Source organism: Pseudomonas sp. PDM14, from assembly GCF_014851905.1.
GTDB lineage: Bacteria > Pseudomonadota > Gammaproteobacteria > Pseudomonadales > Pseudomonadaceae > Aquipseudomonas.
Map to the genome: position 1 here is coordinate 1,054,311 of NZ_JACVAQ010000001.1, position 22,661 is coordinate 1,076,971.

The 22,661-nt window shown below is 62.8% G+C and carries 25 protein-coding genes; 1 reads left to right on the plus strand and 24 read right to left on the minus strand.

What is annotated here, in order from left to right; all coding sequences use genetic code 11:
* Nucleotides 1-74: 74 nt before the first annotated feature.
* The 19 genes from der to trmJ all read right to left on the minus strand — a co-directional run bounded on the left by der (nt 75) and on the right by trmJ (nt 16,551).
* Nucleotides 75-1,538, minus strand: coding sequence for a ribosome biogenesis GTPase Der (gene der / locus IB229_RS05000; RefSeq protein ID WP_192325565.1), 1,464 nt, complete (start codon nt 1,536-1,538; stop codon nt 75-77).
* A 79-nt stretch (nt 1,539-1,617) separates the two neighbouring features.
* Nucleotides 1,618-2,769, minus strand: a complete 1,152-nt coding sequence (gene bamB, locus IB229_RS05005) for an outer membrane protein assembly factor BamB (protein ID WP_192325567.1) — start codon at nt 2,767-2,769, stop codon at nt 1,618-1,620.
* Nucleotides 2,762-3,403, minus strand: coding sequence for a tetratricopeptide repeat protein (locus tag IB229_RS05010; protein WP_318652080.1), 642 nt, complete (start codon nt 3,401-3,403; stop codon nt 2,762-2,764). The genes bamB and IB229_RS05010 overlap by 8 nt, the downstream gene beginning before the upstream one ends.
* Before the next feature lie 27 nt (nt 3,404-3,430).
* Complete coding sequence (gene hisS, locus IB229_RS05015) at nt 3,431-4,720, minus strand: histidine--tRNA ligase (protein ID WP_192325569.1); 1,290 nt, start codon at nt 4,718-4,720, stop codon at nt 3,431-3,433.
* An 18-nt stretch (nt 4,721-4,738) separates the two neighbouring features.
* Nucleotides 4,739-5,848, minus strand: coding sequence for a flavodoxin-dependent (E)-4-hydroxy-3-methylbut-2-enyl-diphosphate synthase (gene ispG / locus IB229_RS05020; protein ID WP_192325571.1), 1,110 nt, complete (start codon nt 5,846-5,848; stop codon nt 4,739-4,741).
* A gap of 1 nt (nt 5,849) precedes the next feature.
* Nucleotides 5,850-6,860: a helix-turn-helix domain-containing protein gene (locus IB229_RS05025; protein ID WP_192325574.1), complete on the minus strand. Its 1,011-nt coding sequence runs from the start codon at nt 6,858-6,860 to the stop codon at nt 5,850-5,852.
* On the minus strand, nt 6,860-7,621 hold the full coding sequence (gene pilW, locus IB229_RS05030) for a type IV pilus biogenesis/stability protein PilW (protein ID WP_192325576.1): 762 nt from the start codon (nt 7,619-7,621) through the stop codon (nt 6,860-6,862). The genes IB229_RS05025 and pilW overlap by 1 nt, the downstream gene beginning before the upstream one ends.
* A 13-nt stretch (nt 7,622-7,634) precedes the next feature.
* Complete coding sequence (rlmN, locus tag IB229_RS05035) at nt 7,635-8,783, minus strand: 23S rRNA (adenine(2503)-C(2))-methyltransferase RlmN (RefSeq protein ID WP_192325578.1); 1,149 nt, start codon at nt 8,781-8,783, stop codon at nt 7,635-7,637.
* Nucleotides 8,784-8,807: 24 nt separating this feature from the next.
* Complete coding sequence (gene ndk, locus IB229_RS05040) at nt 8,808-9,239, minus strand: nucleoside-diphosphate kinase (RefSeq protein ID WP_192325581.1); 432 nt, start codon at nt 9,237-9,239, stop codon at nt 8,808-8,810.
* Nucleotides 9,240-9,339: 100 nt separating this feature from the next.
* The gene (gene iscX / locus IB229_RS05045; RefSeq protein ID WP_192325583.1) at nt 9,340-9,540 is read right to left on the minus strand and encodes a Fe-S cluster assembly protein IscX; all 201 of its coding nucleotides are present in this window, start codon (nt 9,538-9,540) and stop codon (nt 9,340-9,342) included.
* A 15-nt stretch (nt 9,541-9,555) separates the two neighbouring features.
* A complete protein-coding gene (fdx, locus tag IB229_RS05050) occupies nt 9,556-9,897 on the minus strand; it encodes an ISC system 2Fe-2S type ferredoxin (RefSeq protein WP_192325585.1) in 342 nt (113 codons plus the stop codon).
* Nucleotides 9,897-11,765 carry a Fe-S protein assembly chaperone HscA gene (gene hscA, locus IB229_RS05055; RefSeq protein WP_192325587.1) on the minus strand — a complete coding sequence of 623 codons (1,869 nt, stop codon included), beginning with the start codon at nt 11,763-11,765 and terminating at the stop codon, nt 9,897-9,899. The genes fdx and hscA overlap by 1 nt, the downstream gene beginning before the upstream one ends.
* A 42-nt stretch (nt 11,766-11,807) precedes the next feature.
* Nucleotides 11,808-12,329 carry a co-chaperone HscB gene (gene hscB, locus IB229_RS05060; RefSeq protein WP_192325589.1) on the minus strand — a complete coding sequence of 174 codons (522 nt, stop codon included), beginning with the start codon at nt 12,327-12,329 and terminating at the stop codon, nt 11,808-11,810.
* 8 nt (nt 12,330-12,337) lie between these two features.
* Nucleotides 12,338-12,661: an iron-sulfur cluster assembly protein IscA gene (gene iscA, locus IB229_RS05065; protein WP_192325591.1), complete on the minus strand. Its 324-nt coding sequence runs from the start codon at nt 12,659-12,661 to the stop codon at nt 12,338-12,340.
* 26 nt (nt 12,662-12,687) lie between these two features.
* Nucleotides 12,688-13,074 (minus strand): Fe-S cluster assembly scaffold IscU, encoded by a 387-nt coding sequence (iscU, locus tag IB229_RS05070; RefSeq protein ID WP_192325593.1) that lies wholly within the window; start codon nt 13,072-13,074, stop codon nt 12,688-12,690.
* Between the two features lie 47 nt (nt 13,075-13,121).
* Entirely contained in the window at nt 13,122-14,336 is a 1,215-nt protein-coding gene (locus tag IB229_RS05075; protein WP_192325596.1) for an IscS subfamily cysteine desulfurase, read from the minus strand.
* Nucleotides 14,337-14,368: 32 nt separating this feature from the next.
* Nucleotides 14,369-14,860, minus strand: a complete 492-nt coding sequence (gene iscR, locus IB229_RS05080; RefSeq protein WP_192325598.1) for a Fe-S cluster assembly transcriptional regulator IscR — start codon at nt 14,858-14,860, stop codon at nt 14,369-14,371.
* 139 nt (nt 14,861-14,999) lie between these two features.
* Entirely contained in the window at nt 15,000-15,779 is a 780-nt protein-coding gene (gene cysE / locus IB229_RS05085) for a serine O-acetyltransferase (protein WP_192325600.1), read from the minus strand.
* Nucleotides 15,772-16,551, minus strand: coding sequence for a tRNA (cytosine(32)/uridine(32)-2'-O)-methyltransferase TrmJ (gene trmJ, locus IB229_RS05090; RefSeq protein ID WP_192325602.1), 780 nt, complete (start codon nt 16,549-16,551; stop codon nt 15,772-15,774). Before trmJ ends, cysE begins: the two co-directional genes overlap by 8 nt.
* Nucleotides 16,552-16,695: 144 nt before the next feature.
* On the opposite strand from trmJ, the gene suhB reads away from it, so the two are divergent.
* Nucleotides 16,696-17,511 (plus strand): inositol-phosphate phosphatase, encoded by an 816-nt coding sequence (gene suhB / locus IB229_RS05095; protein ID WP_192325604.1) that lies wholly within the window; start codon nt 16,696-16,698, stop codon nt 17,509-17,511.
* Between the two features lie 58 nt (nt 17,512-17,569).
* Here the strand turns inward: suhB and IB229_RS05100 are convergent, their stop codons facing one another.
* The 5 genes from IB229_RS05100 to tgt form a co-directional block, all read right to left on the minus strand.
* Complete coding sequence (locus IB229_RS05100; protein WP_192325606.1) at nt 17,570-18,115, minus strand: glycine zipper 2TM domain-containing protein; 546 nt, start codon at nt 18,113-18,115, stop codon at nt 17,570-17,572.
* A 192-nt stretch (nt 18,116-18,307) separates the two neighbouring features.
* Nucleotides 18,308-19,228, minus strand: coding sequence for a protein translocase subunit SecF (gene secF, locus IB229_RS05105; protein WP_192329258.1), 921 nt, complete (start codon nt 19,226-19,228; stop codon nt 18,308-18,310).
* Between the two features lie 4 nt (nt 19,229-19,232).
* Nucleotides 19,233-21,101: a protein translocase subunit SecD gene (gene secD, locus IB229_RS05110; protein ID WP_192325608.1), complete on the minus strand. Its 1,869-nt coding sequence runs from the start codon at nt 21,099-21,101 to the stop codon at nt 19,233-19,235.
* Between the two features lie 61 nt (nt 21,102-21,162).
* Entirely contained in the window at nt 21,163-21,501 is a 339-nt protein-coding gene (gene yajC / locus IB229_RS05115; RefSeq protein WP_192325610.1) for a preprotein translocase subunit YajC, read from the minus strand.
* A 39-nt stretch (nt 21,502-21,540) separates the two neighbouring features.
* The gene (gene tgt / locus IB229_RS05120) at nt 21,541-22,659 is read right to left on the minus strand and encodes a tRNA guanosine(34) transglycosylase Tgt (RefSeq protein ID WP_192329260.1); all 1,119 of its coding nucleotides are present in this window, start codon (nt 22,657-22,659) and stop codon (nt 21,541-21,543) included.
* Nucleotides 22,660-22,661 lie beyond the last annotated feature (2 nt).

The window sequence follows — 22,661 nt, forward strand, 5'->3', positions numbered from 1 at the left end:
CGGATGCAGCAGCCGCGCATATGAAAAAGGCGCAGAAGCTTATGCCGCTGCGCCTTCGTTCACCGCGCCATGAATCAGCGCTTCTTGTCGCGGCGCTTCTTGTCGGCCTTCTTGTGGTGGCTCATCAGGCGCCGTTTCTTGTTCACCTGGCGATCGGTGAGGGTGTTCTTGTTGCCCTCGTAGGGGTTCTCACCGCCCTTGTACTCGATACGGATCGGCGTACCGACCAGCTTGAGCACGCGGCGGAAGGTGTTCTCCAGGTAGCGCGTGTAAGACTTCGGCACGGACTCGACCTGGTTGCCGTGGATCACGATCAGCGGCGGGTTGGCACCACCGAGGTGGGCATAGCGCAGTTTGATGCGGCGCCCGCTGACCATCGGCGGCTGGTGCTCCTGCACCGCGTCTTCGAGGATCTGCGTCAGGCGGTTGGTCGGCCAGCGGGTGATCGCCGACTTGAACGAAGCCTGCACCGACTTGTACAGGTTGCCCACGCCGGTGCCATGCAGGGCGGAGATGAAGTGGATGTCGGCGTAGTCGACAAAGAACAGCCGGCGCTCCAGCTCGGTCTTCACGTAGTCGCGCTCGCCCGGCTCCATGCCATCCCACTTGTTCAGCGCGATTACCAGGGCACGGCCGGATTCGATGGCGAAGCCGAGCAGGTTGAGGTCATGGTCGACCACCCCTTCGCGGGCGTCCATCACGAAGATCACCACGTTGGCGTCCTTGATCGCCTGCAGCGTCTTCACCACCGAGAATTTCTCCACTTCCTCGTGGATCTTGCCGCGCTTGCGCACGCCGGCGGTGTCGATCAGCGTGTACTTCTCGTCGTTGCGCTCGAACGGGATGTAGATGCTGTCGCGCGTAGTGCCGGGCTGGTCGTAGACCACCACGCGGTCTTCGCCGAGCATGCGGTTGACCAGGGTCGACTTGCCGACGTTGGGCCGCCCGATGATGGCGATCTTGATGCCATCCTTCTCGCTCGGCCCGGGAATGCGCTTGGCTTCCTCACCCTCGGCGACTTCTTCGTCACGGACCTCTTCCTCGTCCTGGGGAAATTCCCCCAGCGCCGCCTCAAGCATCTGGGTGATCCCGCGGCCATGGGCACCGGCGATCGGCAGGGCTTCGCCCAGGCCCATCGGCGCGAACTCGGCGCGGGCGATGTCCGGGTCGATGTTGTCGACCTTGTTCACCACCAGGTAGCTGCGCTTGTTGCGCTTGCGCAGGTGCTCGCCAATCATCTGGTCACCGGCGACCAGCCCGGCGCGGGCGTCGACCAGGAACAGCACGACGTCGGCTTCTTCGATGGCCAGCAGCGACTGCTCGGCCATCTTTTCGTCGATGCCTTCTTCGTCGCCGGAGATGCCACCGGTGTCGACCAGGATGTAGCTGCGCCCTTCCCACTTTGCCTCGCCGTACTGGCGGTCGCGGGTCAGGCCCGACAGGTCACCAACGATCGCGTCGCGGGTGCGGGTCAGGCGGTTGAAGAGGGTCGACTTGCCCACGTTGGGGCGGCCCACCAGGGCGATTACCGGAACCATTGGGCTCCTCCACAGCTAAATCCAGAAAACACAAAGGCCGCTGACGTAGAACGGCAGCGGCCGGACAGTGCAGAACAGCTTAGCGGATGGTCAGACCGACCAGTTTTCCGCTGTTGCCGAATGCGTAGATCCATTCACCCACGACCAGCGGACGGGCACGCAGGCCGTCGCTGTCGATGCGCTCACGCCCGACGAAGTGGCCATCGACCTGGCTCAGCAGGTGCAGATAGCCTTCCAGATCGCCAACTGCGACGTAGCTGGAAAACACTTCAGGCGCCGACAGCTGGCGGCGGGCCAGAGAGTCGTTGTTCCACAGCGCCGAGTTGGAACGCTCGTCGACGCTTTCCACGGCGCCGCTGGCCAGGCTCACGTAAACACTGCCGAAACCCTGGGCCAGACCGACGTAGCTCGACGCTTCGCGCTGCCACTGCTGACGGCCGCTTTCGATGTCGATAGCGGCGACCTTGCCCTGGTAGGTGACCACGTACAGGGTGCCACCGGACAGCAGCAGGCTGCCGTCGATGTCGACCATGCGCTCCAGTTCGGAACGCCCTTGTGGTACGGCGATGCGCTGCTCCCAGACCGGAATGCCGCGCTGGGTATCCAGGGCGATGACCTTACCGGTGGAAAGGCCGGCGATGGCCAGGCGGTTGGTCACCACCGGGCTGCTGGTGCCACGCAGGGTCAGCACCGCCGGGGTGTTCTCGTAGATCCAGCGCTGGCTGCCGGTGCTGGCATCCAGGCCGATCACGCGGTCGTCCTGGGTCTGCACCACGACGATGTCGCCGTTGGTGGCCGGCGCGGATAGCACTTCGCTGGTCACGCGGGCACGCCAGCGTTCCTCACCGGAGCTGGCATCCAGGGCGATCACTTCACCCTTGAGGGTGCCGACCACGACCAGGCCGTAACCGGCACCGACGCCGCCGGAGATCGGCAGCTCGATATCGACTTTCCAGAACACGTCGCCATTCAGGCGATCGAGGCCCATGACCAGACCGTCCGAGGACGCGGCGTAGAGGCGATCACCGTCCACGGCCGGAGTCAGCATGTTGTACAGCTCGCCCTGGCCGTCGCCGATGGAGCGGCTCCATTCGGCCTTCAGCTCGACTTCTTCCTGGATGTCAGGCAGTTCGGCTGGTGGCAGTTCCTTCTTGCTGGTGCTGCTGCAACCCACGACCAGAACGGCCAGGGCCAGCAGTGCGGCATGTTTCCAACGCATCACGTCACGCATCCCCTTTTGCCAGATCGTCGAGTTTCATTTGCAGGCCGCCAATCGCGGCGTCATCGGCCAGGCTGGACTTGGCCTTTTCGTAGGCGGCGTGGGCGTCGTCGTTGCGACCGAGCTGTACCAGCAGGTCACCCTTGAGTTCTTCACGGCTGGCCTTCCAGGCCTCGTCGGCTTCGCCGTCGAGCAGCTTGAGCCCTTCTTCGGCCTTGTCCTGGGCAGCCAGCACACGCGCCAGGCGCTGACGCGCCAGCTCGCCGATAGCGTGGTCCGCCGGCTTGTCGATCAGCGGCTTGAGTTCCGCCGCCGCGTCGTCCAGCTTGCCGCTTTCCACCGCGACCTTGGCCACGAACAGGCTGGCGTACTGGGCGTAGTGGGTACCGGAGAACTCGGTCTTCAGCTTGCCGGCCAGTTCGGTGACCTTGGCGGTATCGGGCTGGCCTTCACGGGTCAGGCTGGTTTCCAGCAGTTGCTGGTAGACCACCGAGGCGCCCTGCGCCTGCTTGACCTCGTACTGTTTCCAGGCCTGCCAGCCGACCACCAGCGCGAGCGCCAGCACACCACCAGTCAGCAGGGGTTTGCCATTGCGCTGCCACCATTCCTTCATCTGCGCAATTTGTTCGTCTTCGGTCATGCTCACCCCAATAACTCCTTGTTCTTCATGTTCTCAAGCCTGCTCGAGGCAAGCGGCGAGATGCTGTGCCAGTACATCCCAACCGATACTTTGTTGTTCGCCATCGGCGCGCAAAGGTTTGCAACCTACCACGCGGCCGGCCAGTTCGTCGTCACCCAGAATCAAGGCGAAGCGTGCACCGCTCTTGTCGGCCTTCTTGAACTGGCTCTTGAAGCTGCCAGCACCGGCGTTGACCATCAGGCGCAGGCCCGGCAACGCATCGCGCAACTGCTCGGCCAGGGACAGTGCAGCCAGCTCAGCCGGCTCACCGAAGGCGCACAGGTAGATGTCCGCCGGGCTGTTCAGCTCGGCCGGCACCAGATCGAGGGTTTCCAGCAACAGCACCAGACGCTCGACACCCATGGCGAAGCCGACACCCGGCGTCGGCTTGCCGCCGAACTGGCTGATCAGACCGTCATAGCGGCCGCCGGCACAGACCGTTCCCTGCGAGCCGAGCTTGTCGGTGACCCATTCGAAAACGGTGCGCCCGTAGTAGTCCAGACCGCGGACCAGTTTCGGGTTGATTTCGTAGCGGATGCCGACCGCATCCAGGCGCGCCTTGAGCCCGTCGAAGTGGACCCGCGATTCGTCGTCGAGGTAATCGTGCAGGGTCGGCGCGCCGACCAGCAGCGCCTGCGTGGCTGCAACCTTGCTGTCAAGGATACGCAGCGGGTTGGTGGTCAGGCGGCGCTGGCTATCTTCGTCAAGCTGCTCGAAACGCTCGTTGAGATAGGCCACCAGCGCATCGCGGTAAGTCGCACGCGCTTCGCTGGAGCCGAGGCTGTTGAGCTGCAGGGTGACCGCGTCGGTCAGGCCGAGCTTCTGCCACAGGCGCGCCGTGAGCACGATCAGCTCGGCGTCAACGTCCGGCCCGGGCAGGTTGAACACTTCCACACCAATCTGGTGGAACTGCCGGTAGCGACCTTTCTGCGGCTTCTCGTAGCGGAACATCGGGCCGGCGTACCACAGCTTCTGTACCTGGCCACCGCCAGTCAGGCCGTGCTCCAGCACCGCACGTACGCAACCAGCGGTGCCTTCGGGGCGCAGGGTCAGCGACTCTTCGTTGCGATCAAGGAAGGTGTACATCTCCTTGTCGACCACATCGGTGCCCTCGCCGATGCCACGGGCAAACAGCTCGGTGAACTCGAGGATCGGCAGGCGGATTTCCTTGTAGCCGTAACCATCCAGCAAGCGCGCGAAGGTGTTCTCCAGGAAGCGCCAGCTCGGCGTCTGCTCGGGCAGGATGTCGTTCATGCCACGAATGGCTTGCAGGGTCTTGCTCACAAGGTTTCCTTAACGGGTTCAGCCGCGGACGATAACCGCCGCATCGGCCTCGGCCTTCTCGGCCGCTTTCTGGCGGATCAGCTTTTCTAGCTCATCCACGAGGTTGTCATTGGTCAGTTTCTGCGCCGGCTTGCCATCGATGTAGATCAGGTTCGGCGAGCCGCCGGTGAGGCCGATGTGCGCCTCCTTGGCTTCACCCGGGCCGTTGACCACACAGCCGATCACGGCCACGTCCAGCGGCACCAGCAGGTCTTCGACACGGCTTTCCAGCTCGTTCATGGTCTTCACCACATCGAAGTTCTGCCGCGAGCAGCTCGGGCAGGCGATGAAATTGATGCCACGCGAGCGCAGGCGCAGGGACTTGAGGATGTCGTAGCCGACCTTGATCTCTTCGACCGGATCAGCCGCCAGGGAGATGCGGATGGTGTCGCCGATACCGTCCATCAGGAGCATGCCGAGGCCGACTGAGGACTTCACCGTGCCCGAACGCAGGCCACCGGCTTCGGTGATACCCAGGTGCAGGGGCTGCTCGATCTGGGTGGCCAGCAGGCGGTAGGCGGCGACGGCCATGAACACGTCCGAGGCCTTCACGCTGACCTTGAAATCGGGGAAATTCAGGCGGTCGAGGTGTTCGACATGGCGCAACGCGGACTCGACCAACGCCTCGGGCGTCGGCTCGCCGTATTTCTTCTGCAGGTCCTTTTCCAAGGAGCCGGCGTTGACCCCAATGCGGATCGGAATGCCCTTGTCGCGCGCGGCCTCGACCACGGCGCGCACGCGGTCTTCACGACCAATGTTGCCCGGGTTGATACGCAGGCAATCGACACCCAGCTCAGCGACCCGCAGGGCGATCTGGTAGTCGAAGTGGATGTCCGCCACCAGTGGCAGGTTGACCTGCTGCTTGATCCGGCCGAAGGCTTCGGCGGCCTGCATATCCGGCACGGAGACGCGCACGATATCGGCGCCGGCCTCTTCCAGGCGACGGATCTGCGCCACGGTTGCCGCGACGTCACAGGTATCGGTGTTGGTCATGCTCTGCACCGCGATCGGCGCGTCGCCACCCACCGGCACCGAGCCGACCCAGATCTTGCGGGACAGCCGGCGTTTGATTGGAGATTCGCAATGCATGTTATTGGCCCAACTTCAGGCGAGCGGTTTCACCGTGGGTGAAAGGAGCAACGTCGACCTGCTGGCCATCAACACGCACCTGCGCACCACGGGCGAAGCCCAGGCGCAGCTCCAGCGGTGCCTTGCCGACAAACTCGACGCTTTCGCCACGGCGCTTGAGAGCGCTGAGCAGGACCTTGCCATTGGCATCGGTGAGCTGGGTCCAGCAATCGGCGGTGAACTGCAGATGCACGCGCGACTCCCCTGCTACCGGGGCCGCCGGCACAACCGGCTCGGGCGTGGGCGGGGTTGTGCCGGCTGGCGCGCTGCCAGCCACGCTCGGCGCCGCAGGCGTGACTGGCGGTGTGACGGCTGGCACTGCCGGAGCGCCTGCCGCGTCGGGAGCCACGGCAACGGGCGTGTCCACAGCGGGGGTCTCGCCTTCCGGCTGCGCAGCCAGCTCGGCAGACACCGGCGCCTCGGGCAATTGCTCAGGCGCCTGGGCCTCGGCAACGGCCTGGTCTTCAGGCTCGTCCAGCGGATGAATCTCGGTGGTGCCGTCGGCGCCATCGACTTCGACGTGCTCCAGCGCCAGGTCGGGAGACAGCAGGTCCTTGCGCTCGGCGTCGCCCTGCCACCAGAAGAAACCGCCAGCGCCCAGCACCAGCAACAGACACAGGCTGACTACCTTGAGAATGCTCTGCGACAGCCGCGCCGGCTCTTCGATGCGGCCCAGGCTGTGCACACTGGCACCCTGAGAGTCGGTACCGGTGAACTGGTCGAACTCCTGGACCAACAGCGCCTGATCCATCCCCAACAGCTTGGCATACGCCCGCACATAGCCACGCGAGAAGGTGTGCCCCGGCAACTTGTCGAACGCGCCAGCCTCGAGCTGCTGCAGCGACTGCGCGCTCAGGTTGAGCTGGGCAGCCACCTCGACCAGCGCCCAGCCCTTGGCTTCCCGCGCCTTGCGCAGGGTCTCGCCCGGATTCGCCCGGCTCGCCGCCGCTGTTTCAGGATGCACCGCTTTCATCACTGCTCCGACAGATACTGCTGATATTCCGGGGTGCCTGGGTAGAGGCGCTTCAACTGCAGACCAAGGCTGGCCGCCAGGTCGCGATCCTCGAAGACCCGCGCCAGGCGTGTGCCCAGCAACAGGCTCTGCGCGGTCTGACGCGACTGCTGGCTGAAGGCGTCGTAGTAGCCACGCGACGGAACGTACTGTTTGTTATCGAAAGACAGCAGGGCCATCTGCAGCAACGCAATCGGCCGCTGGCTGTTGAGGCGCAGGGAGCGCTCAAAATAGTGCTCGGCCTCGTCGCGTTTGCCCAGCTGCAGAGCGGTCAGGCCCATGTTCTCGAACACCCGCGAGCGCTCGCCGTACAGGGTGTCTTCCGAGGCCTTCTGGTAGACGTCGTAGGCTTCCTTGTAGCGCTTCTGCTCGTAGAGGAAGCCGCCGTAGTTGTTCAGCAGCCGGGCGTCATTGCCTTTCAGCGACAGCGCCTTGCGGTAATGATCCTCTGCGAGCTTGGGCTCCATTTCCTGCTGGAACACTACAGCCAGCGCGGCATGCGCCTCAGCACTGGAAGGATCGAGCTCCAACGCCGATTTGAGCGGGTTCTTCGCCTTTTCGGTATCCCCCTGCCCGAGCAGGCCGATACCCAGTTGAATGTAGGCATCCCGTGCCTGCGCACGCCCCTCTGCAGTCTTCATCGGGTCGGTGATACCACCCGTGGTAACGCATCCGGTCATCAGACCGGCCAGAGCCAGCAAAAGCGCAGCGCGCACGATCATGAACGTCCTCTCTTCAATTTCGGTTGGCAGAACCGCGGGGGGCATCGCCCTCGCTGCCCAACTGGCGCACGGCAATGTAACGCTCGCTACGACGGGTACGATCCTGCACCTGGCCGACCAGTTGGCCGCATGCCGCATCGATATCATCGCCACGCGTGGTTCGCACGGTCACGTTGTGTCCTGCCTTGTGCAGCAGGTCCTGGAAGCGGCGAATGGCGTTGTTGCTCGGCCGCTCGTAACCGGAGAACGGGAAGGGATTAAACGGGATCAGATTGATCTTGCAAGGGAAATCCTTGAGAAGTGCGATCATCTGCTCAGCGTGCTCAGGCTGGTCGTTGACGTCCTTGAGCAGGGTGTACTCGATGGTCAGGAAGCGTTTCTCGCCCAGGCCCTCGATGTAGCGCCGGCAGGCCGGCAGCAGTACGTCCAGCGGGTACTTCTTGTTGATCGGCACCAGTTCGCTGCGCAGCTTGTCGTTCGGCGCGTGCAACGACAGGGCCAGCGACACGTCGATGACCTCGCCCAGCTTGTCGATCATCGGCACCACGCCGGAGGTCGACAGGGTCACCTTGCGCTTGGAAATGCCGTAGCCGAGGTCGTCCATCATGATGCGCATGGCCGAGACGACGTTGTCGAAGTTCAGCAGCGGCTCACCCATACCCATCATCACCACGTTGGTGACGGCGCGGTCGATCTTCGCCGGGACGGTGCCGAAGGACTTGTTGGCGATCCACACCTGGCCGATGATTTCCGCGGCAGTGAGGTCGCTGTTGAAGCCCTGCTTGCCCGTGGAGCAGAAGCTGCAGTCCAGGGCGCAGCCCGCTTGGGACGATACACAGAGGGTGCCACGTCCGCCTTGCGGGATATAAACAGTCTCGACGCAGCTGCCGGACGCCACGCGCACCACCCACTTACGGGTGCCGTCGCTGGAGATGTCCTGGCTGACAACCTCGGGACCACGAATTTCGGCACAGGCCTTGAGCTTTTCGCGCAAGGCCTTGCCCAGATTGCTCATGGCGTCGAAATCATCGACGCCAAAGTGGTGAATCCATTTCATCACCTGACCGGCACGGAAGCGCTTGTCTCCGATCTGCTCGAAGAAGCTCTCCATTTCAGGCTGGGTCAAACCCAGAAGATTGATCTTGCCGGCTGTTTCAGTCATGAACTCACCCTCGCCTGTTCGCGCTTAGCGAATGCGAGCGCACACCTCGGTGGCGGAGAAGAAGTACGCGACTTCACGGGCAGCGGAGGCCTCGGAATCGGAACCGTGTACGGCGTTCTCGTCGATGGAAACGGCGAAGTCGGCGCGGATGGTGCCGGCAGCAGCTTCTTTCGGATTGGTGGCGCCCATCAGCTCGCGGTTCTTGGCGATGGCGTCTTCACCTTCCAGGACCTGGACGATGACCGGACCGGAAACCATGAAGGCAACCAGATCCTTGAAGAAACCACGCTCGCTGTGCTCGGCGTAGAAACCGCCAGCTTCGCGCTCGGACAGTTGAACCATTTTCGAAGCGACGACGCGCAGGCCAGCCTTTTCGAAACGAGTGACGATTTCGCCAACTACGTTTTTGGCGACGGCATCAGGCTTGATGATGGAGAAAGTGCGTTGAACAGCCATGTGAAACTCCGGAAACAAGGATTAAAGCGAACAAGTAAACCCGCGAATTATACGCAGGTTAGGAAAAAATGCGTAAGGCAGCGCCGGATGGCGCCGCGAGTCACGCGGACTCTTCGATCCAGGCGGCCTGGATGGCCTCGAGAACCTTCTCGCCGCCGCGCTGCGGGTCATCGCTGAACGCCGGCAGGGCCAGCACCCAACGGTGCAGATCGACGAAATTGACATAGCGCGGATCGACATCCGGCTTGCTCTCGTAAAGCTCGATGGCGATATCCAGCACGTCGGCCCATTTCAGACTCATGACAGCTCCTCTGACTCAGTGCGGCGCTTCGGCAGCGTGGTTAAGCGAGTACTTCGGAATCTCGACCGTCAGGTCTTCAGTCCCGACGATCGCCTGACAAGCCAGGCGCGATTGCGCCTCCAGCCCCCAGGCGCGATCGAGGAAATCCTCTTCCAGCTCGTCAGCTTCTTCCAGCGAATCGAAACCCTCACGGATCACACAGTGGCAGGTGGTGCAGGCACAGACACCGCCGCAGGCGCTTTCCATCTCGATGTGGTGCTCATGCGCCAGCTCGAGAATGGACGTGCCGGGCTCGGCCTCGACAACCAGGCCATCAGGGCAGAACTTCTCGTGCGGCAGAAAAATGACCTGTGGCATCAGTTACCCTCGATTTCATTCAGATTGCGCCCTGCCAGAGCGGCTTTTACCGTCGAATCCATGCGGCGCGCGGCAAAGGCATCGGTGATCTGCGACAGGCGCTTGATCTGCTGCTCGATGGCCACGACATCCGCACCACCCGCCAGCTCACGCAAGCCATCCATCGTCGCCAGAATGGCGATGCGCTCGTCGTCGTCGAGCAGACGCTCGCCATCGACATCCAGCGCCGACTGCACCGCCTCCAGCAGACGCTCGGCCTCGACCTGCTGCTCGCGCAAGGCACGCGCCTCCTTGTCGCCACCGGCATTATGGAAAGAGTCCTGCAGCATGCGCGCGATTTCGCCATCGGTCAGTCCGTAGGACGGCTTGACCTGAATACTGGCCTCAACACCCGAGCCCAGCTCCCGCGCAGTCACGCCGAGCAGGCCATCGGCATCCACCTGGAAGGTCACGCGCACCTTGGCCGAGCCCGCCACCAGCGGTGGCATGCCGCGCAGCTCGAAGCGCGCCAGGGAACGGCAATCGCTGATCAGCTCGCGCTCCCCCTGCAACACGTGGACCACCATGGCGGTCTGACCATCCTTGTAGGTGGTGAAGTCCTGGGCACGCGCGACCGGGATCGTGGTGTTGCGCGGGATGATCTTCTCCATCAGCCCGCCCATGGTTTCCAGGCCGAGCGACAGCGGAATCACATCCAGCAGCAGCAATTCTTCGCCGTCGCCGCGGCGGTTACCGGCCAGGGTATCGGCCTGGATGGCAGCACCGATGGCCACCACCTGATCGGGATCGATGTCGGTCAGCGGCTCGCGACCGAACAGTTCGCCGACCGCCGCCCGCACGCGCGGCACGCGGGTGGAACCGCCGACCATGACCACGGCTTCGACTTCCTCGACCTCGATACCGGCATCACGCACCGCGCGGCGACAGGCCTTGAGGCTGCGCGCGACCATCGGCTCGATCAGTGCCTCGAACTGCCCGCGGGTAAGAACATCAGCCCAGTCAGCATGGCGCACCTCGACCGAGTCAGCGGCGGTCAGGGCCTCCTTGGCGGCACAGGCGGCCTGCAACAGGCTGCGCTGCGTGCCCGGATCGATATCCTGGGACAGGCCAGCCTGCTGCATGATCCAGCCGGCGATGGCGTGATCGAAATCATCGCCACCCAGGGCGCTGTCGCCGCCGGTGGCCATGACCTCGAAGACCCCGCGCGTCAGGCGCAGGATGGAAATATCGAACGTGCCGCCACCCAGGTCGTAGATCGCCACCACGCCTTCGGCGTGCTGATCCAGACCATAGGCGACCGCCGCCGCGGTCGGCTCGTTGAGCAAGCGCAGGACATTCAGGCCGGCCAGGCGCGCTGCGTCCTTGGTTGCCTGGCGCTGGGCGTCGTCAAAATAGGCCGGCACGGTGATCACCGCGCCGACCAGCTCGCCACCGAGAGCGGCTTCGCCACGCTCGCGCAGCACGCGGAGGATTTCTGCGGAGACTTCGACCGGGCTCTTCGCGCCCTGCACCGTCTCGATGAAGGGCATGTGCGACTCGCCACCGACGAAGCGATAGGGCAACTGCTCACCCAGCTGCTTGACGTCTTCCAGACCACGCCCCATTAGGCGCTTGACCGACATGACGGTATTCAGCGGGTCCTGCGCGGCCGCGGCTTTCGCCGTGGCGCCTACCTCGACGCGCTCGGCGTGGTAACGCACGGCAGATGGCAGGATCACCTGACCAGCCGCGTCGGCCAGAGGCTCGGACAGGCCACTGCGCACAGCAGCGACCAGGGAGTTGGTGGTGCCCAGATCGATACCCACGGCCAGACGGCGCTGGTGGGGTTGCGGACTCTGGCCGGGCTCGGCGATCTGCAATAAGGCCATGATGCTCTGAAAGTCAGGCGCGCAGTCCAGGCTGCGCAGCGGTTAATCGTCGAGGCGCTCTTCCAGCTGGCGCACTTCGTGGGACAACTTGTCGAGGAACTGCATGCGCCGCACGAGGCGCTCGGCCTCCTCGCGACGCGAAGTATCATCCCAACAGGCTGCAAAACCTTGATCCAGCTCATCCTGAGCCGCCTTCAGGCGACGCTTGAACACCGCCACGCCCGGTACATCGGCACTGTCCTGGAGGTCTTCAAGCTCTTCACGCCAGCGCATCTGCTGCAGGAGAAACTCGGGGTCCTGCACCGTCACTTCCAACGGTAACTCACGACCTCGCAAGGCCAGCAGGTACAGCGCGCGACGCGGGGTGCTCTTCAGCGTCTGGTAGGCCTCGTTGAGGCTCGCCGAGTGTTCCAGGGCCAAGCGCTGGTCGCGCGCCGAGCCATCGGCAAAACGGTCCGGGTGCACGGCCTTGGCCAGCTCACGGTAGCGCGCAGACAGTTGCGCCAGATCCAAACGGAAATCGGGCTGGAGATCGAACAGGGCGAAATGACAGGGACTACCCACAACCAGCCTCAGACGTTGAAGCTCTCGCCGCAGCCGCATTCGCCACGCACGTTGGGGTTGTTGAACTTGAAGCCCTCGTTCAGGCCTTCACGCACGAAGTCCAACTCGGTGCCGTCGATGTAGGTCAGGCTTTTCGGGTCGATGATCACCTTGACGCCGAAGCTCTCGAACACCTGATCCTCGGCAGCCAGCTCATCAACGAACTCCAGCACATAGGCCAGACCGGAGCAGCCGGTGGTGCGCACGCCCAGACGGATGCCCGCGCCCTTGCCGCGCCCTTCGAGGGAGCGCTGCACGTGACGCGCGGCGGATTCGGTCATGGTAATAGCCATAACAACTCCTTACGGACGGAACAGACTCAGAGCAGACCTTTCTTCTGCTTGTAGTCGCGAACAGCCGCTTTGATGGCGTCTTCGGCGAGTACCGAGCAGTGGATCTTCACTGGCGGCAGCGCCAGCTCTTCCGCCAACTGGGTATTCTTGATAGTTTCCGCTTCGTCCAGCGTCTTGCCCTTCATCCACTCGGTGGCGAGGGAGCTGGACGCGATGGCCGAACCGCAGCCGTAGGTCTTGAACTTGGCGTCTTCGATGACACCTGCCTCGTTGACCTTGATCTGCAGACGCATCACATCGCCGCATGCCGGAGCACCGACCATGCCGGTACCGACGTCCGGATCTTCGGCGTCCATCTTGCCGACGTTGCGCGGGTTCTCGTAATGGTCGATGACCTTTTCACTGTAAGCCATGGTGCAATTCCTCTTTCATCAGGTGCCGCTCTGGTGGCGACTCGAAATCAATGCGCCTGCCATTCGACCTTGGTCAGATCGACACCTTCTTTGAACATGTCCCACAGCGGCGACAGCTCACGCAGCTTGTCTACAGCCTCGCGAATCTTCGACGCCGCGTAATCGACCTCTTCCTCGGTTGAGAAACGGCCGAAGGTGAAACGGATGGAGCTGTGTGCTAGCTCGTCGTTGCGGCCCAGGGCACGCAGCACGTAGGACGGCTCGAGCGATGCGGAGGTGCAAGCGGAGCCGGAGGAAACCGCCAGATCCTTGAGCGCCATGATCAGCGACTCACCTTCCACGTAGTTGAAGCTCAGGTTCAGGTTGTGCGGTACGCGGGCAGTCATGCTGCCGTTGATGTACAACTCTTCCATACCCTCGACCTGCTTGTAGAAGCGGTCACGCAAGGCACGAATGCGCTCATTTTCCTGGGCCATTTCTTCTTTGGCGATGCGGAACGCCTCACCCATGCCAACGATCTGGTGCGTGGCCAGGGTGCCGGAGCGCATGCCGCGCTCGTGGCCGCCACCGTGGATCAGCGCTTCCAGACGCACGCGCGGCTTGCGGCGAACATACAGCGCGCCGATACCCTTGGGGCCGTAGGTCTTGTGCGCCGAGAACGACATCAGGTCGACCTTCATCTTTTCCAGGTCAATCTCCACCTTGCCAGTGGACTGAGCAGCGTCGACATGGAAGAGGATGCCGCGCGAGCGGGTCAGCTCACCGATCGCCGTAATGTCGTTGATGGTGCCGATTTCGTTGTTTACGTGCATGAGCGAAACCAGGATGGTGTCGTCACGCAGCGCCGACTCGACCATGGCCGGGGTGACCAGACCATCTTCACCGGGCTCGATGTAGGTGACCTCGAAGCCTTCGCGCTCAAGCTGGCGGCAGGTATCCAGCACCGCCTTGTGCTCGATCTTCGAGGTAATGATGTGCTTGCCCTTGGTGTTGTAGAAGTGCGCAACACCCTTGATGGCCAGGTTGTCGGACTCGGTGGCACCGGAGGTCCAGACGATCTCGCGCGGGTCGGCATTGACCAGCTCGGCGACCTGACGACGACCGTTCTCAGCCGCTTCCTCAGCTTTCCAGCCGAAGACGTGGGAGCGCGACGCCGGGTTACCGAAGTTGCCATCCACCAGCAGGCATTCGCTCATCTTTTGCGCGACGCGTGGGTCGACCGGCGTGGTCGCGGAGTAATCGAGGTAAATCGGCAATCTCATCAGGTATCTCCTAGTTCAGGCAGGCGCCCTGCTCAATCAATGGCGGACGCTTCGATCTTGTCCAGGTGCGGCGTCCTGCCATTGCAGCGGCGCTGATCCTGGCGCTGGGCGACTTCCTGCACCTCGCGGCGCGTCACCAGATCGGCCAGGCTGATGCCGCTGAGGAACTCATGAATCTGCTGACTGAGATCGCACCACAAGTGGTGGGTCAGACAGGTATCGCCGGAGTGGCAATCGCCAAGCCCCTGGCAACGTGTGGCGTCGACCGACTCATTGACCGCGTCGATCACCTGCGCCACCTGGATTACACGCATGTCGCGCGACAACTGATAGCCGCCACCCGGACCGCGCACACTGGAAACTAGGCTGCCGCGACGCAGCTTGGCGAACAATTGCTCGAGGTAGGACAGGGAAATACCCTGACGCTCGGAAATATCGGCAAGGGACACCGGCCCGTGCTGGGCATGCAGCGCCAGGTCGAGCATGGCGGTGACGGCGTAACGGCCTTTGGTGGTCAGGCGCATGGTTGGTACCACGGTTTCGCTGAAGTGCCGCTAGTATCCCCTTTTCCGACTATTTAGGTCAACTATAAGACCTATCAAAACAGTCGGATTTAGGTACCGCGAGGGGCGCAAATCATAGCAAAGCGCGCACCATAAGGCATCAGGCCGCCGGCTTGTCGCCCTGCTCCTTGCAGACATCGGCAAAATCCTCGTCGCGCAGCGCCGGCAACTCCTTGCCGCAGTAGTCGCTGCCAAGCCCCTTGAGCGCATCGCACATACCCTCCAGGCGCCCATCCACAGCCTGCAGGTGATCGAGCAGCTGGCCGATTGCACGCGCTACCGGATCCGGCATGTCCTCGCTGACGCCGTAGGCATCGAAGCCGAGCTTCTCGGCCATGGCCTGGCGCTTGGCCTCCTGCTCGCCATCGACTTTGACGATGATGCGCCCCGGAATCCCCACCGCGGTTGCGCCGGCCGGCACTTCCTTGGTCACCACTGCGTTGGAGCCGATCTTGGCACCCGCCCCCACCGTGAACGGACCGAGCACCTTGGCCCCCGCCCCCACCACGACGCCATCCTCCAGCGTCGGGTGGCGCTTGCCCTTGTTCCAGCTGGTGCCACCAAGCGTTACGCCCTGGTAAAGCGTGACGTCATTGCCGATCTCGGCCGTTTCGCCGATGACGATACCCATGCCGTGATCGATGAAGAAACGGCGACCGATCTTGGCCCCTGGGTGAATCTCGATCCCGGTCATCCAGCGCCCGAAGTTGGACACCAGGCGCGCCAGCCACTTCCAGCCACCGGACCACAACGCATGAGCCAGACGATGCAACCAGATGGCATGCAGGCCCGGGTAGCAGGTCAGCACCTCGAAGGCATTACGCGCCGCCGGGTCACGGTGAAATACGCTCTGGATATCTTCGCGGACACGCTCAAACATCGTCTTCTCTCCGCTTGTGGGACTCGCCACGCACTACTTTCTGGGTTTCCGTCAGGATGCCGCGCAGGATGTTCATTTCCAGCCGACTGATATTGCTGCGCCCGTAGAGACGACGCAGACGCGACATGAGATGCCGCGGATTCTGCGGGTCGAGAAAGCCGATACCCACTAACGTGCTTTCCAGATGCCCGTAGTATTTTTCCAGCTCGTCCGCCGTGACCAGCTCCGCATTCAGCGCCGAGGCGCCCTCCAGCTTATGCATCTTGGTCGGCTGCCCCTGCGCAGCCAGCCAGGCCATGCGCACTTCGTACGCCAGCACCTGCACGGCAGTCGCCAGATTCAGGGAGCTGAAGTCCGGATTGGACGGGATATGCACGTGGAACTGGCAGCGCTGCAGCTCTTCGTTAGTCAACCCAGCGTATTCGCGACCGAACACCAGCGCCACCTCGCCACCCGACTCGACATGCTGCAACGTCGTTGTCGCGCACTCGCGCGGGTCCAGCAACGGCCAGGGAATACGCCGATCACGCGCGCTGGTACCGAGCACCACACTGCAGCCAACCAGCGCCTCCTCGAGGGAGCCGACAACCTGAGCGCCATCGAGAACATCCACCGCCCCCGATGCCCGCGCCACCGCCTCATCGCTGGGAAAGTCCTCGGGCTCGACCAGCACCAGACGCGACAAGCCCATGTTCTTCATGGCCCGCGCGGCACCGCCGATGTTTCCCGGATGACTGGTATTGACCAGAACGACACGAATATTCTGCAGCAACGCGAGCGTCCATCGGCAACGAAAGGGGCGTCGATATTACAGAAGCCCCCCGCTCAACACCATGCACGACAAAGGCTACGCTTTATACAATGGGCTTTTCTGCTAGAATGGCCGGCTTTCTTTAACGACCCAGGTGAATCCCCCATGCAGCCCATGCTGAATATCGCCCTGCGTGCCGCCCGCAGCGCGGGTGAACTGATCTTCCGCTCGATCGAACGCCTGGATGTCATCTCGGTCAGCGAGAAAGACGCCCACGACTACGTATCCGAAGTCGACCGCGCTGCCGAGCAGACCATCATTCAGGCATTGCAGAAGGCCTACCCGACCCACAGCTTCCTCGGCGAGGAAGGCGGCCTCATCGAAGGCAAGGGTGAGGGCGCCGACTACCAGTGGATCATCGACCCCCTGGATGGCACCACCAACTTCCTGCGCGGCGTACCGCACTTCGCCGTCAGCATTGCCTGCAAATACCGCGGTCGCCTCGAGCACGCCGTCGTCCTCGACCCGGTTCGCCAGGAAGAATTCACCGCCAGCCGCGGTCGTGGCGCCGCGATCAACGGTCGCCGCCTGCGCGTCAGCACCCGCAAGAGCCTGGACGGCGCCCTGCTCGGCACCGGCTTCCCGTTCCGCGAAGAACAATTGGATCACCTGGACAGCTACCTCGGCATGTTCCGCAGCCTGGTCGGCCAGACCGCCGGCATCCGCCGCGCCGGCGCCGCCAGCCTGGACTTGGCCTACGTTGCCGCCGGCCGCTACGACGCCTTCTGGGAATTCGGCCTGTCGGAGTGGGACATGGCTGCAGGGGCTCTGCTGATCCAGGAAGCAGGCGGTCTGGTCAGCGACTTCAGCGGCGGCCATGACTTCCTCGAGAAGGGCCAGATCGTTGCCGGCAACACCAAGTGCTTCAAGGCCGTACTGACCGCCATCCAGCCGCACATGACACCGTCACTGAAGCGCTGATCGCTCATAGTCGCGCCATAAAAAAACGCCCCGAAGGGCGTTTTTTTATGCGTATCGCTTACTGGGCGATCTGGTTCTGCACCAGCACCAACTGGCCCTGGTCATTCACCGGGATGCGGCTGCCCGGATCGCGATCCATGCGCACTTGGTCAACACGATCACCCAACTGATACTTCACGTCGTAGCCCACCACCTTGTCGCTGCTGTCCATGACGGTATTGCAGCGGGTTTCGGTGGTCGTGTAGGTACTGCCGGCCTGCATGTTTTCCTGCACCTTGTTGCCGGCATAGCCGCCACCGACAGCGCCAGCGACCGTCGCCAGCTTCTTGCCGTTGCCGCCGCCAACCTGGTTGCCCAGCAGGCCACCCGCGACGGCACCGAGCACGGTACCGGCGATCTGGTGCTGATCCTTGACCGGCTTCTGACGGGTCACCGTGACGTCCTTGCAGACTTCACGCGGGGTCTTGATGGTTTCCTTGACGGGCTGCACGGCGAGCACCTCAGCGTACTCGGGACCACCGACCAGGCTGTAGGTCGCCACAGCACCGCCTGCGGTAACTCCCACCGCACCCAACACTGCACCAACAATCATCGACTTGTTCATCTGGTCCTCCTGAGACTCATACCGGGCCTTTTGCCCTTACTCCCTGCCTTGGAACCACCAGAACACCTCAAGTTCCCATACCCACCAGGCATGCCCGACACTGGGAGACTCATCACATCCACGCAAACCCAATCTGCACATAAGCAAAAGCCCGGCAATAGCCGGGCTTTTTTCTTCGATCACGACGAACCCTTACGGCAGCTCGTCGACCTCCGCGGTGGCTACCGGCGGAATCAGATCCTCGGTGCTCAAGTTCAGCCAGATCAGCACCACGTTGGCGATGTAGATCGACGAGTAGGTACCCGCCAGCACCCCAACGAACAGGGCGATGGAGAAGCCGAACAGATTGTCACCGGCGAACATGATCAACGCGCCGATCGCCAGCAGTGTCGAGACCGACGTCGCCATTGTGCGCAGCAGAGTCTGCGTGGTCGAGATGTTGATATTGTCGATCAGGCTGGTCTTGCGCAGCACGCGGAAGTTTTCACGTACCCGGTCGAAGACCACGATGGTGTCGTTCAGCGAGTAGCCGATGATCGCCAGCAGCGCCGCCAGCACGGTAAGGTCGAAGGTGATCTGGAAGAACGACAGAATGCCCATCGTCACCACCACGTCGTGCACCAGCGAAACGATGGCACCGACAGCGAACTTCCACTGAAAGCGGAACGCCAGGTACAACGAGATGCCGCCCAGCGCCAGGAGCATGCCCAGGCCGCCCTGGTCGCGCAGCTCTTCACCGACTTGCGGACCGACGAACTCGACCTTCTTCACGTGCACCGGGTTGCTCGCATCGGCACTCAGCAGAGCAGCCGCCACCTTGTTGCCCAGCTGCGGATCATCGCCCTGCATGCGCACGACGACGTCGGTGGTGGCGCCGAAGCTCTGCACGATGGCGTCTTCGAAGCCGGCTGCGAGCAATTGATTGCGCACCTTGCTCAGGTCTGCCGGATTCTCGTAGCTCAGCTCGATCTGGCTGCCGCCGGTGAAGTCGAGACCGAAGTTCAGCCCTTTGTAGAACCAGCTGCCCAGCGCGATGAGAGTCAGGAGCATGGTCAGGGCGAACGCGACATTGCGCACGCCCATGAAATTGATAGTACCCAGTTTCATAGTCAGCCCCTCAGATCCACAGCTTCTTGAAGTCACGGCCGCCGAAGATCAGGTTGACCATGGCGCGGGTGACCATGATCGCGGTGAACATCGAAGTGACGATACCCAGCGACATGGTCACGGCAAAGCCCTTGACCGGCCCGGTGCCCATGGCGAACAGGATGCCGCCGACCAGCAGCGTGGTCAGGTTGGCGTCGAGAATCGCCGTGTAGGCGCGATCAAAACCTTCGTGAATGGCGCGCTGCACCGACATGCCGTTGGCGATTTCCTCACGAATACGCGAGAAGATAAGCACGTTGGCGTCGACCGCCATCCCCATGGTCAGGACGATACCGGCGATGCCTGGCAGGGTCAGGGTCGCGCTGAGCAGCGACATCAGCGCCAGCAGCAAGACCATGTTCAGGCCCAGAGCGACGGTCGCCAGGACACCGAAGAAGCGGTAGATGGCCATGATGAACAGGGACACGAAGAGCATGCCCCACAGCGAGGCGTCGATACCCTTCTCGATGTTGTCCGCACCCAGACTCGGGCCGATGGTGCGCTCTTCGGCGAAGTACATCGGCGCAGCCAGACCACCGGCGCGCAGCAGCAACGCCAGCTCGGAGGACTCACCCTGGCCGTTCAGGCCAGTGATGCGGAACTGGCTGCCCAGCGGCGACTGGATGGTCGCCAGGCTGATAATCTTCTTCTCTTCCTTGAAGGTCTGGATAGCGACGTCCTTCTCGACACCGTCGACCGTCTGCTTCGAGTAGCGGGTCACCGGCTTCTGCTCGATGAAGATCACCGCCATGCTGCGTCCGACGTTGTTGCGCGTGGCGCGACTCATCAGCTCGCCGCCATGGTTGTCCAGGCGGATGTTGACCTGTGGACGGCCGTTCTCGTCGAAACTGGCCTGAGCGTCGGTCACCTGGTCACCGGTGATGATCAGGCTGCGCTCCAGCGGAGCGGCCGGACGACCCTCTTCGCGGAACTCGAAGGATTCAGTACTGGCACGGGGCGCGTCGGCCTCGGCAGCCAGGCGGAACTCCAGGTTTGCGGTCTTGCCGAGAATACGCTTGGCTTCGGCCGTGTCCTGCACACCCGGCAGCTCGACCACGATGCGGTTGGCGCCCTGGCGCTGCACCAGCGGTTCGGCAACACCGAGTTCGTTGACCCGGTTGCGCACGGTGGTGAGGTTCTGCTTGATCGAGTACTCGCGGATTTCCGCGAGCTTGGCCTGGGTCATCGCCAGACGCAGCACCTGCAAGCCATTGCGCTCGCTGGTGGTCAATTCGAAATCGATGAAGTCCTTGCGGATCAGGCTCTGCGCACGCTGCAGCAGCTCGGCATCGGTGAAGCCCAGCTGGATCGTGCCATCCTGTTGCGGCAGGCTGCGATAGCGCAGGCGCTCTTTGCGCAGCAGGGTTTTCACTTCACTTTCGTAAACCTTCAGACGCGCGCCAACAGCTTTGTCCATGTCCACTTCGAGGAGGAAGTGCACACCGCCGGACAAGTCGAGCCCGAGCTTCATCGGGCCGGCGCCAATGCTGCGCAGCCACTGCGGCGTGGTCGGCGCCAGGTTCAGCGCGACGACGTAGTCATCACCGAGGACCTTGCGCACCAGCTCTTTGGCCGGCAGTTGGTGCTCCTGCTTGGACAGGCGAACCAGGCCGCCCTTGCCCTGAGCGGACAGGCTCGACGCCTTGACCGTCATGCCCGCGTCGTTCAGCGCCTTGCTGATGCGGTCGAGGTCCGCCTGACCAATCTGCAGGGCCGAGCTGGCGCCACTGATCTGGATGGCCGGATCGTCCGGATACAGGTTGGGTGCGGAATAGACAAAGCCGATCGCCAGCACAGCCAGGATCAGCAGGTACTTCCACAGGGGGTATTTATTGAGCATGACGCCGCCCGTTATGACGCGGGGCGCATGATGCGCCCCGTCGTTGGTGAAAAATGAATCGTTAGATGGCTTTCAGAGTGCCTTTCGGCAGCGTGGCCGCAATGGCTTGCTTCTGGAACTTCAGTTCGACGTTATCAGCGACTTCAACGACCACGAAGTCGTCGGCCACCTTGGTCACCTTGCCGGCCATACCACCGGAGGTCACCACTTCGTCGCCCTTCTGCAGGCCGCCGAGCAGGTTCTTGTGCTCCTTGGCGCGCTTGGCCTGGGGACGCCAGATCATCAGATAGAAGATGACCAGGAAACCGATCAGGAATACCCATTCGAAACCGCCAGCACCCGAAGCGGCAGCAGCCGGTGCAGCGGCATCGGCGTAAGCGGCGGGAATCAGAAAGCTCATGAAAAACTCCTATTGCACAAAGTCTTGAAAGGATTGAATTCAGGGCGCCAGCGGCGGTGTTTGCAGGCCCCGCCGGGCATAGAAGGCATCGACAAAGGCGGCCAATGTACCTTGTTGAATTGCCTCGCGCAAACCAGCCATCAGGCGCTGATAATGGCGCAAGTTATGGATGGTATTGAGCATACTGCCGAGCATTTCCCCACACTTGTCCAGGTGGTACAGGTAGGCGCGGGAGAAGTTCTGGCAGGTGTAGCAATCGCATGTCGGGTCCAGCGCGGAGTCGTCATGCTTGTGCACCGCATTGCGGATCTTGATCACGCCGGTATCGGTGAACAAATGCCCGTTGCGCGCGTTACGGGTTGGCATCACGCAGTCGAACATGTCGACGCCGCGGCGCACACCTTCAACGAGGTCTTCCGGTTTGCCCACCCCCATCAGGTAACGGGGTTTGTCCGCAGGCAGCTGCGGCGGCAGGAAATCCAGCACGCGAATCATCTCTTCCTTCGGCTCGCCGACCGACAGACCACCGATGGCCAGGCCGTCGAAACCAATCTGCTCAAGCCCTTCGAGCGAGCGCATGCGCAGCTCTTCATGCATGCCTCCCTGGACGATGCCGAACAGCGCCGAGGGATTGCCTTCGTGAGCGATCTTCGAGCGCTTGGCCCAACGCAGCGATAGCTCCATCGAGCGCTTGGCCACGTCGAACTCGGCCGGGTACGGCGTGCACTCGTCGAAGATCATCACGATATCCGAGCCGAGGTCGCGCTGCACCTGCATCGACTCCTCCGGCCCCATGAACACCTTGGCGCCGTCGACTGGCGAGGCGAAAGTCACGCCCTCTTCCTTGATCTTGCGCATGGCGCCCAGGCTGAACACCTGGAAACCGCCGGAGTCGGTGAGGATCGGCCCTTGCCACTGCATGAAGTTGTGCAGGTCGCCGTGCTTTTTGATCACCTCGGTGCCCGGACGCAGCCACAAGTGGAAGGTGTTGCCGAGAATGATCTGCGCGCCGATGGCTTCGATGTCGCGAGGCAGCATGCCCTTGACCGTGCCGTAGGTGCCCACCGGCATGAAGGCCGGGGTCTCCACCACGCCACGGGGGAACGTCAGGCGGCCGCGGCGCGCGCGACCGTCAGTGGCCAGCAGCTCGAAGGACATGT

Bases quoted from the DNA above. Each gene is read 5' to 3' on its own strand.
- der (WP_192325565.1), bottom strand. From the start codon at position 1,538: ATGGTTCCGGTAATCGCCCTGGTGGGCCGCCCCAACGTGGGCAAGTCG.
- bamB (WP_192325567.1), bottom strand. From the start codon at position 2,769: ATGCGTGACGTGATGCGTTGGAAACATGCCGCACTGCTGGCCCTGGCC.
- ispG (WP_192325571.1), bottom strand. From the start codon at position 5,848: ATGCATTGCGAATCTCCAATCAAACGCCGGCTGTCCCGCAAGATCTGG.
- IB229_RS05025 (WP_192325574.1), bottom strand. From the start codon at position 6,860: ATGAAAGCGGTGCATCCTGAAACAGCGGCGGCGAGCCGGGCGAATCCG.
- pilW (WP_192325576.1), bottom strand. From the start codon at position 7,621: ATGATCGTGCGCGCTGCGCTTTTGCTGGCTCTGGCCGGTCTGATGACC.
- rlmN (WP_192325578.1), bottom strand. From the start codon at position 8,783: ATGACTGAAACAGCCGGCAAGATCAATCTTCTGGGTTTGACCCAGCCT.
- ndk (WP_192325581.1), bottom strand. From the start codon at position 9,239: ATGGCTGTTCAACGCACTTTCTCCATCATCAAGCCTGATGCCGTCGCC.
- iscX (WP_192325583.1), bottom strand. From the start codon at position 9,540: ATGAGTCTGAAATGGGCCGACGTGCTGGATATCGCCATCGAGCTTTAC.
- fdx (WP_192325585.1), bottom strand. From the start codon at position 9,897: ATGCCACAGGTCATTTTTCTGCCGCACGAGAAGTTCTGCCCTGATGGC.
- hscA (WP_192325587.1), bottom strand. From the start codon at position 11,765: ATGGCCTTATTGCAGATCGCCGAGCCCGGCCAGAGTCCGCAACCCCAC.
- iscA (WP_192325591.1), bottom strand. From the start codon at position 12,661: ATGGCTATTACCATGACCGAATCCGCCGCGCGTCACGTGCAGCGCTCC.
- iscU (WP_192325593.1), bottom strand. From the start codon at position 13,074: ATGGCTTACAGTGAAAAGGTCATCGACCATTACGAGAACCCGCGCAAC.
- IB229_RS05075 (WP_192325596.1), bottom strand. From the start codon at position 14,336: ATGAGATTGCCGATTTACCTCGATTACTCCGCGACCACGCCGGTCGAC.
- iscR (WP_192325598.1), bottom strand. From the start codon at position 14,860: ATGCGCCTGACCACCAAAGGCCGTTACGCCGTCACCGCCATGCTCGAC.
- cysE (WP_192325600.1), bottom strand. From the start codon at position 15,779: ATGTTTGAGCGTGTCCGCGAAGATATCCAGAGCGTATTTCACCGTGAC.
- suhB (WP_192325604.1), top strand. From the start codon at position 16,696: ATGCAGCCCATGCTGAATATCGCCCTGCGTGCCGCCCGCAGCGCGGGT.
- IB229_RS05100 (WP_192325606.1), bottom strand. From the start codon at position 18,115: ATGAACAAGTCGATGATTGTTGGTGCAGTGTTGGGTGCGGTGGGAGTT.
- secD (WP_192325608.1), bottom strand. From the start codon at position 21,101: ATGCTCAATAAATACCCCCTGTGGAAGTACCTGCTGATCCTGGCTGTG.
- yajC (WP_192325610.1), bottom strand. From the start codon at position 21,501: ATGAGCTTTCTGATTCCCGCCGCTTACGCCGATGCCGCTGCACCGGCT.
- tgt (WP_192329260.1), bottom strand. From the start codon at position 22,659: ATGTCCTTCGAGCTGCTGGCCACTGACGGTCGCGCGCGCCGCGGCCGC.